8 protein-coding genes are annotated in these 8,761 nt (G+C 57.5%); 5 read left to right on the top strand and 3 right to left on the bottom strand.

Going from position 1 to position 8,761, the window contains the following annotated elements; translation table 11 throughout:
* Window positions 1–1,136 (top strand): hemolysin family protein (locus KVT38_RS11765; RefSeq protein WP_217593898.1); only part of this gene is annotated, 1,136 nt, incomplete at its 5' end.
* A 114-nt stretch (window positions 1,137–1,250) separates the two neighbouring features.
* The gene (locus KVT38_RS11760; protein ID WP_217593897.1) at window positions 1,251–2,183 is read left to right on the top strand and encodes an Rpn family recombination-promoting nuclease/putative transposase; all 933 of its coding nucleotides are present in this window, start codon (window positions 1,251–1,253) and stop codon (window positions 2,181–2,183) included.
* 104 nt (window positions 2,184–2,287) lie between these two features.
* Here the strand turns inward: KVT38_RS11760 and KVT38_RS11755 are convergent, their stop codons facing one another.
* Entirely contained in the window at window positions 2,288–3,448 is a 1,161-nt protein-coding gene (locus tag KVT38_RS11755) for an MFS transporter (protein WP_217593896.1), read from the bottom strand.
* Entirely contained in the window at window positions 3,445–4,785 is a 1,341-nt protein-coding gene (locus KVT38_RS11750; protein ID WP_217593895.1) for a multi antimicrobial extrusion protein MatE, read from the bottom strand. The genes KVT38_RS11755 and KVT38_RS11750 overlap by 4 nt, the downstream gene beginning before the upstream one ends.
* 136 nt (window positions 4,786–4,921) lie before the next feature.
* On the opposite strand from KVT38_RS11750, the gene KVT38_RS11745 reads away from it, so the two are divergent.
* The 3 genes from KVT38_RS11745 (at window position 4,922) to pfkA (ending at window position 7,376) form a co-directional block, all read left to right on the top strand.
* The gene (locus KVT38_RS11745) at window positions 4,922–5,278 is read left to right on the top strand and encodes a hypothetical protein (RefSeq protein WP_368859084.1); all 357 of its coding nucleotides are present in this window, start codon (window positions 4,922–4,924) and stop codon (window positions 5,276–5,278) included.
* 83 nt (window positions 5,279–5,361) lie between these two features.
* Window positions 5,362–6,387 carry a tetraprenyl-beta-curcumene synthase family protein gene (locus KVT38_RS11740; RefSeq protein ID WP_217593912.1) on the top strand — a complete coding sequence of 342 codons (1,026 nt, stop codon included), beginning with the start codon at window positions 5,362–5,364 and terminating at the stop codon, window positions 6,385–6,387.
* Window positions 6,388–6,407: 20 nt separating this feature from the next.
* Window positions 6,408–7,376, top strand: coding sequence for a 6-phosphofructokinase (gene pfkA, locus KVT38_RS11735; RefSeq protein ID WP_217593893.1), 969 nt, complete (start codon window positions 6,408–6,410; stop codon window positions 7,374–7,376).
* An 86-nt stretch (window positions 7,377–7,462) separates the two neighbouring features.
* On the opposite strand, the gene KVT38_RS11730 is transcribed toward pfkA, so the two are convergent.
* Window positions 7,463–8,683, bottom strand: a complete 1,221-nt coding sequence (locus tag KVT38_RS11730) for a putative glycoside hydrolase (RefSeq protein ID WP_217593892.1) — start codon at window positions 8,681–8,683, stop codon at window positions 7,463–7,465.
* Window positions 8,684–8,761: the final 78 nt, after the last annotated feature.

Genomic DNA, 8,761 nt, shown 5'->3' with positions numbered 1-8,761 from the left:
AGCCCGGCATCACCTTGGCCTCTCTCGGTCTCGGCTGGATCGGCGAACCGGCGATCGCCGACGTGATCGAGCCGTTATTCGGAGCGGTAGGACTGCCCGAATCCTGGATCCATCCGATTTCCTTCGTCATCGCGTTTACGCTGATTACAGTGCTTCATATCGTGCTCGGCGAGCTTGCGCCCAAGACGCTGGCAATCCGCCAGGCGGAGAAAATTACGCTTTGGACCGCAGCCCCGCTCATCTTTTTCGCGCGTATCATGAATCCGTTCATCTGGCTGCTTAACGGGATGGCCAATGGTCTGCTTCGCCTGTTCGGCATCGCGCCGGCGTCCGAATCTTCGTCCGCGCATACGGAAGAGGAGATTCGCATTCTCATGAAGGAAAGTCACGAGAGCGGCCTCATCGATAAGACCGAGCTTGCGCTGATGGACAATATTTTCGACTTTGCGGATACGAACGCACGGGAGATCATGATACCCCGCACGGAGATGGTATGCTTGTACGCGAACCATCCGTTCGAAGCCAACAAAGCGATCGCGCTTAAAGAAATGCACACCCGATATCCGCTTTGCGATGACGACAAGGACGATATTATCGGTTTTATTCATATCAAAGACTTGCTGAAGCTCCCAGACAACGCCGTGCACGATATCCGCGAGCTGGTCCGCCCCATGACGACGGTGCCGGAGAGCATGCCGATCAGCACGCTGCTTAAGATGATGCAGAAGCGCAAGACGCAGATCGCGATCCTGATCGACGAATACGGCGGTACGTCAGGCCTCGTCACGCTCGAGGATATCATGGAAGAGCTGGTCGGCGAGATTCAGGACGAATTCGACGAGGAACGCCCGGAGATGGAGCGTCTCGACGAATACACGTACTCGGTGAGCGGTCTCGTCCTGATCGACGAGATCAATTCGGAGTTCGGTCTCGATATTCCGTCGGACGACTACGATACGATCGGCGGCTGGATGTACTCCCAAATCGAGATTCCTCCGCGCAAGTATCAGACGATCGAGCTGGAATCCGGCTACCGCTTCGTCGTGACGGAGATCGACAACCTTAGAGTGTCGCGGATCTCGATCATTCGGCCGGAGGCTTACGAAGGTCATTCGCCGCTGCAGGCTTCGGGTTAACCTTATACGATCCATAAGTCGGTCGCAAAGCATGCGCCGTTCGCACCCATGCGGGAGCGGGCGGCTTTTTTGCTTGCGTTCGATGTTTTAAAAGAGGAAGGGGACAAGGTCGGGATGTCGGAACAATCGCGATGCGCTTCGGCGACGCCGCACGATGAAGCGTTTAAAAAATTGCTGCAAACGTTTTTCGAAGAGTTTATCGCCTTGTTTTTTCCGGAGGTTCATCAAAAAATCGATTATTCGAAAGCCAAACTATTAATGCAAGAGCAACTGGTCGATATCGTCGGACAGGACGCCCGTACGCTCGATTTGCTGCTGGAAGCGCAGCTTTTGGAAGAGGCGTTTTTCGTATTAATTCACTTTGAGCCGCAATCCTATCGGGACGATCGTTTCGCGGAGCGGATGTTTATTTACTTTAGCCGCCTTTACGAACGTTACCGCAAAACGCATAAACGCATAATACCTATCGCCGTTTTTACGGCGGACTCGACCCGGATTGAATCCGATCGCCTCACCATGCCGCTGCCGGGCTCCGACGAAGACGTTTTGCAGTTTAAGTTTTTGAAAGTCGAACTGAAAAGCAAAAATTGGAGAGATTTTGCGGAGTCGGATAATCCCGTCGCCGCTGCGCTGCTCGCCAAAATGGGATATAATCGAAAAGAGAAGCGAGAGCTTCGGTTTGCTTATTTGCGAACGCTGTTAAAGCTCAAAAATAAATTGGACCCGGCCCGGATGGCGTTGATCATGTCCGTTGCCGACTTGTATTACGAACCGAAGCCTAATGAGGATGAACAAATATTGCTCGAATTAATACAATCCGTCCCGGAGGAGGAGAAGTTTATTATGGAGCTTATGCCGGCCTGGAAGCGTTGGGGGTTCGAAGAAGGCATTGAGCAGGGCATCGAGCAGGGTAAAGAAAGATGGAAGCAGGAGGAACGCCGGGAAATCGTCCGCAAGCTGGTGAGCAAGGGAATGACGCCGGAATTCGTCGCGAACATGCTGGATTGGCCGCTGGCGGAGGTTAACCGACTTAACGACGCCGATTAAGCGACGATCTTGGCATACGCCATAACAGCGTAACTGCCAATGAAGAAGCCGCTCCTCTATAAGGGGCGGCTTCTTCATGCATCGATTCGCTTACATTTCCGCGTCTACTCTCCCGGTCTGCGCCAATGCACGAGCATAAATCCGGCTGCCGCGATGAGGGCGGAGACAGCTCCCGTTCGGAACACGGTGGTGAGACCGTACGCGTCGAACAGCGCCCCTCCGACCGTGCCGGCGATCAGGCCGGCAAAGCCCGTCCACACGACGCTGAACAACGCCTGGCCGGACGAACGATAGGCATCGCTGACGATGGACTGCATGTACCGCAGCGCCGTGATGTAGTAGATGCCGAAGGTCACGCTGTGCATCGCCTGCACGGCGATAAAGCCTGCCGGCACGTGAATGACGCTGATGAGCGTAAGCCTGATCGCGTACAGCAGACTTGCGATCGCGAGCAGCGGAAGCTCTTTATAGCGGTTGCCGTAGCGGGCAAGCAAAAAGAAGACGGGAATCTCGCTGGCAGCCGAAGCGAGCCAGGCGTACCCGATCAAGTCGTCGCTCGCGCCCAGATCGCGCATCGCCACGCCGAGGAAGCCTTCGTTCATCCGGTGCGCGATCGATACGAACGCGACGAGCAAAAAGAATATTAAAGTGTCGCGGCGTTTGACGATATCGATCAACCCGCCGAACCGGAATTTGCCGACTTTGGATTGGAAATCAGCTAGGCCGAGCGAAATAAGCAGCGATCCGCACACCGTGCCGAGGGCGAGCCAAAGCGTCCAATCGGAGCTGGTCGACTTGAGCACGTATCCGAAAACGAGCGAACATATCGCGAAGCCGAGCGATCCGAACATGCGGATGGATGCAAAGCTGCGGTTCATCGTACTCGCGGCCAGCAGCGACATGCTGTCCATCATCGCGTTGACCGGCGTTTGGAACAAGTACATAAGAGCCATCAGCAGCGATATATGGACGAACTCCTTCTGCGGCAGCAGAAGGGCGAGCGCGACGATCTGGCCGATGAAGATCAGGTTGAGCACACGTCTAAGGCCCTGGGTCTTGTCGCTGACGATGCCGGCCAGCAGATTGGCGAATATCGACATCATCGGTCCGACCGAGTAGACGGCGCCGATCTGCAGCTTCGTAAACCCGAGATCGTAAAAATATAAAGGAAAAAACGTTGCGATCAGCGTCTGCGTGGCATAGTTGAAAAAGTGAAGGCTTCGCAGAACGGTGATTTGGGAAGAAAAAAAATTCGGTCGGTTCATCTGGCTGTATCCTCTCCCGGCATAGCCGCTAGCGTATCTAAAACTTCGGTCCTCGTGACGCGTCTGAACAACCAGTACAGCAGTCCGAGCTCGGCGATCATGCCGCCCGACTGGGCGAGCGCACCTAGGATGCCCGTCCAACCGGGCAGCGATATCGTGAGCACGATGATGAGCGCCGTCGTCACGACCGCGTTCCCCGTCTGCGAACCGAACATCAGCTTCGTCTGGCCTTTGGACAGAATGATGCCGTTCAGTGTGTCGAGCCACGGGAAGATAAGCACGAACGGGATGAAGCCGCGGAGCGCAATCATGCTCTCGTCTAGTAGCCGGCCTTCGACGCCGAGCAGATGCGCCAGCATCCAATCGCCGGTCGGCGTGAACGCGAACGCGGACAGCAGCATGGCCGGGGTGAAGCCAATGAGCAGCACGAATCGCTTGACCTGTCCCGGGTCGGTTCGATAAAACTGGAGCGCGATCTGGTGGAAATAAGTAAAGAAGCCTAGACACAGGTTGGTTAGGCTGCCCGCCACGGCGAACGAAGAGATCGACAGCGTGCCGCGATCCGTATGGCCGAGCAAAGCGTTCAATATGGGAGGCACCCATACGACGATAAACGAGGAGAAGAGGAGCGGATTGTAAAAACGCAGGATTTGCCGGGGGCTTCGGACCTCGCAATCCGGCGATTGCGGCGGCAGCTTGCGTGCGAGGTTCCTGCCTTCGAGCCAGCTGACGAACGCCTCGATCATCATGCCGAACACGAAGATGATCGCGCCCTGCATGGAGCTGGTCACTCCGATATGCAAAATGTATTGCGCCATCAGGAACATGCCGCCGAGACGGAATACCATGCCGATCGTCAGCCACCGCGTTCTCATTTTATAGATGATGACGCCCTGGTACAGGCACCGAATGCCGGAGAAGATGCTGAGGAACATCAGAACGTGGTAGACGCCTACCGCAGCGTCTGCGACTTCAGGCTTCGCGCCGTAGGCGCCTGCGAACACCAGCGTGCCGACGGGCGTATAGCCGATCATCGCGCCGAAGACGAGCGATGCGCCGAAGACGATAAAGGCGACCTTGAGAATCGCCCGGTACGATACGCGGTCGCGCACGAGTGCCGAACAAGTCTCGCGGAAAAGTACGGCAGGGCGTTCGCTGACCGTCAGCAGACTCATGGCGGTCGCGTAACCGGCGATGACGAGCTCGGGATCGTCGGCTCGCGCGAGCGTGCCGTTGATGATGACATGCGACAGATTGATTAACACGGCGGAGACGCCGAGCGGAATAAAAAACAAAAAAAGCGTTCTGAGCGACACACGGTCTGGATGTTCAGGCAAAATCGGTCATCTCCCATTCTAGCTACTCGGATATTATAGCAGTGTTGGACGGCCAACGGGCCGTTTTCAATACTTTTTCACTGGATTTACCCCATGCGAAATGATAAATTATTAAAGGATGCAAGGCAGGCTGGATGTGAGGATTCAAGTGTCGACATACGAGGCATGGTTGGAGGCCCAGTTCGCGCCGGACGGCCGGCTCGGTATTCCGCTGCCGCAATTTGGCATGCCGTGGGAAAAGATGAACGCCGTCGAACGGGCCGGCGTCGTCGAGCGTTGGGAGCTGATCCGGGGACGCATACCCGACGCGATCCTGGCGCGCGAAGCCGAGATTCGGCGCCTTCTTGACGAATTGTTCGAAGAAGAGGACTTCGTCCGCTGCTGCTCGCTTAACGCACAGATCGCCGAAGCCGCAAGCGAGATTCACGACTTGCAGATATGGTATCGCACGCAGCAGGATCTTGAAGAAGAAAACATCAAGCGGCACGGTTAACGGACCGCGAGGATGCATGGAGGTACCGCGTGAGGGATGAACGATGGCTGGCGCGGACTTCTCCGCGCGGCCCGATCTCGCTGATGGTCCGCGTCTACAGGTATATTTTGCCCGAAGTGAAAATCGCGCTGGACGGATGGAAGGACCGGGCGATCGCGATACCCGATCCCGAGCTGCGCAGGCAAGCTTTGGCGAGCATCGCGTCCAAGAAGTTTCATTGTCAGGGCGGGGCGGTATACGCGGCGGCGAATCTCGGAAAGAGGGACGTGCTGATTCCTCTCATCGTCGCGCTGCAGACGATCAGCGATTATTTGGACAATTTGTGCGACAGAAGCACCTCGCTCGACCCGGCCGACTTCCGGCTGCTTCACGAGAGCATGCTGGACGCCGTAACGCCCGGTGCAACGATTCGCAATTACTACGCGCTGCGCCGGGAACAGGACGACGGCGGCTATCTTGCGGCGCTCGTCGCGCGCTGTCAGGAATGCGCGGCGTCGCTGCCGGCGTACGTCTCCGTTCAGGCACAGGTGAGAGAGCTTGTCTCCTTGTACGGGGATTTGCAGGTGTACAAGCATATTGCGCACGATCGGCGGGAGGAGGCGCTGCTGTCGTGGTGGGCGCTTCATGAGAAGCGTCATCCGGGCCTCCTGTGGAACGAGTTCGCGGCAGCTACCGGTTCCACGCTCGGGATGTTCATGCTTTTTCTCGCGGCGAGCGAGGCGGAGCAGACGCCCGGTATGGGTCGCGAGATCGCGGAGAGCTACTTCCCGTCGATCAACGGCCTTCATATCCTGCTCGATTATCTTATCGACCAGGCCGAGGACGAGCAGGGCGGCGATCTTAATTTTTGCAGCTATTACGAAGATCAGGAGCAATTGAACGAGCGGCTGCTGCGCATGGTCAGGAGCGCGCGCGCCTCGGCTGATCGTCTGCCGGCGTCAAGCTTTCACCGGATGATCGTCGAAGGCCTCGTCGCGCTGTACTTGTCCGACCCGAAGGTCAAGGGGCAGCGACGCGTGCGGCAGACGGCAAAGCAATTGATGAAGGGCAGTCCTTGGACACGGTTGTTTTTCTGGCTCAACAGCCATCTCATACGCAAAGCGATGTAACAGCAAAGGGGAAGAAGACGATGGGAGCAGTTCAAAAAATCGCAGTTCTGACGAGCGGTGGAGATTCTCAGGGGATGAACGCGGCCGTTCGGGCCGTCGTCCGCAGCGCGCTGTTCCGCGGCCTTGAAGTATATGGCGTTCAGCGCGGGTACCAGGGCCTGTTGAACGAAGACTTGCGCCAGATGGATCTGCGCAGCGTCGGCGACATCATCCAGCGCGGCGGCACGATTTTGCAGACCGCGCGCTGCAAGGAGTTTCTGACGCCGGAAGGCCAGCAGCGGGGCGCCGACGTGCTGCGCAAGCACGGGATCGACGGCCTCGTCGTCATCGGCGGCGACGGCTCCTACCAAGGCGCCAACAAGCTGAGCAAGCTGGGCATCAAGACGATGGGACTGCCCGGCACGATCGACAACGACATTCCGTTCACGGACTTCACAATCGGCTTCGATACCGCGACCAGCATCGTCGTCGACGCGATCAACAAGCTGCGCGACACGATGACCTCGCACGAGCGCTCGTCCGTCGTCGAAGTCATGGGCCGTCACTGCGGTGATATCGCACTTTACGCAGGCCTTGCCAGCGGCGCCGAGTCGATTCTCGTGCCGGAAGTGCCGTTCGACATTCGCGAGATCTCCCAGCGCATGCGGGAGAACTTCCAGAACGGCAAGCGACATAGTATCGTCATCGTCGCCGAGGGCGTCTGCGGCGGGGAAGAGATCGCGCGCCAGATTACCGAGCACAGCGGCATCGAGCCTCGCGTGACGGTGCTCGGCCATATCCAGCGGGGCGGCTCGCCGACGCACAACGACCGGATACTGGCGAGCCAGCTCGGCGACTTTGCCGTCGAGCGGCTTGAGGCGGGAGACTCGGCCAAGGCATGCGGCATCGTCAAGGGGCAGCTTGTGACGACCGATATCGATACCGTCGTTTCCACCAAGAAGTCGTTCGACATGGACCTCTACAATCTGGCGATCCGTCTCGCGCAATAAAGCGGGCGGACAAAAAGAGACCCTCCCGGCCGGGAGGGTCTTTGACTTTAAATTAGGATGGCGGTAAACGCGCGATGCGATAAAGTCTAATATTGCACGCCGGACGTATAGCGATTGGTTGCGTTCCATAGCAGATATTCGTCGACGCCGCTCTCATGCAGCGCCTTGATCTGGGCCTGCACTTCCGTCGCGCCGTACTTGATGTAATGACCGCTGCCGAGCCAGCTGGCCGTGAAGTCCTGGATCCAGGGCCGAATGACCGGCTTGGCGTCCGCAAGGGGAGCAAGCTTCTTGTTCGTATCGACCATAGCGCCTTTGATCGTGGCGTAAGGCGCTTTGTCCGGATCCTTCTGCTTGAACCAGCCGGTGCTGTAGTGGCTCGGATAGATCATCGGGCTGATGACGTCGACGTTGGAGGAGATCTTGACGAAGTCTTGACCGATGCCCTCGGCGGCCGGCACGGAGGCGGCGTATCCGAAAATGTCGACCGATACGCGCACGCCCAGCGGCTCGAGCTGCTCCTTGGCGTACTTCACGAAGCCGGATACGACGTCCGTGCGGGATTCGTCCGATTTCGTGAATTTGAGACCGTCCGCTTTTTTCTCGAAGCCTTCGGGGAACCGCACGTAGTCGAACTGGATCTCCTTGAATCCGAGCTTGGCGGCTTCCTTGGCGACGGCGATGTTGTAGTCCCAAACCTCTTTGCGGTACGGATTCACGAAGCTGTCTTTTTTACCGTTTTGCCAGACCGTTCCGTTTGCCGTGACGAACGACAGCTCGGGATGCTTTTTGGCCAGCACCGAATCCTTGAAAACGACGATCCGGGCGATCGGATACACTTCGTGCTTCTTGAGCGTCTCCATTAAAGCGCCGATATCCTTGATAAACCGCATCGGCGTGCCCAGCTTCTGCAATTCGGGATTGTCGGTCTTGTACGTTATGTAGCCGAGATCGTCCTTGATATCGATGACCATGGCGTTGAGCGCCGTCTTGTCGAGCAGGCCGAGCAGCGTCGAGAGACGCTCGCCGCCGGCGCTGTAGGCAGTGACGTACACGCCCTTAACCTTGGGCGCATCGGGCTGAGGATCCTTATGCGGTGAAGCCGCATCCCCGCCGCCGGAAGCGCCGCCCGCAGGCGTCGGCTTGGGCGACGCCGACGGAGCCGCGCCTCCGCCCGTCTGCGACTTTTCCAGATTGCTCCACGCGATTTGCCACAGATTGCCCGGGCTGTTTCCGTTTTCCGCTTTTTGCTGCGGCTGCCCCCATGCCGACTGGAGAAGCAGCAGCAGTGTCAGTAATACGTTCATTTCACTCTCTCCCCGCTCGCTCTTCCCAAACTGTAACCCGATTATATACGAGTTCAAACAGCGGAGACAGAGGTATTT

Source organism: Cohnella sp. GbtcB17 (assembly GCF_019091135.1).
GTDB lineage: Bacteria > Bacillota > Bacilli > Paenibacillales > Paenibacillaceae > Cohnella.
The sequence above is the reverse complement of the archived record's forward strand: the minus strand, read 5'-3'. Positions and strand labels throughout refer to the sequence as shown.

Excerpts from the sequence above, each read along its gene's own strand:
- KVT38_RS11755 (WP_217593896.1), bottom strand. The coding sequence starts at position 3,448 with ATGAACCGACCGAATTTTTTTTCTTCCCAAATCACCGTTCTGCGAAGC.
- KVT38_RS11740 (WP_217593912.1), top strand. The coding sequence starts at position 5,362 with ATGGTCCGCGTCTACAGGTATATTTTGCCCGAAGTGAAAATCGCGCTG.
- pfkA (WP_217593893.1), top strand. The coding sequence starts at position 6,408 with ATGGGAGCAGTTCAAAAAATCGCAGTTCTGACGAGCGGTGGAGATTCT.
- KVT38_RS11730 (WP_217593892.1), bottom strand. The coding sequence starts at position 8,683 with ATGAACGTATTACTGACACTGCTGCTGCTTCTCCAGTCGGCATGGGGG.
- KVT38_RS11760 (WP_217593897.1), top strand. The coding sequence starts at position 1,251 with ATGTCGGAACAATCGCGATGCGCTTCGGCGACGCCGCACGATGAAGCG.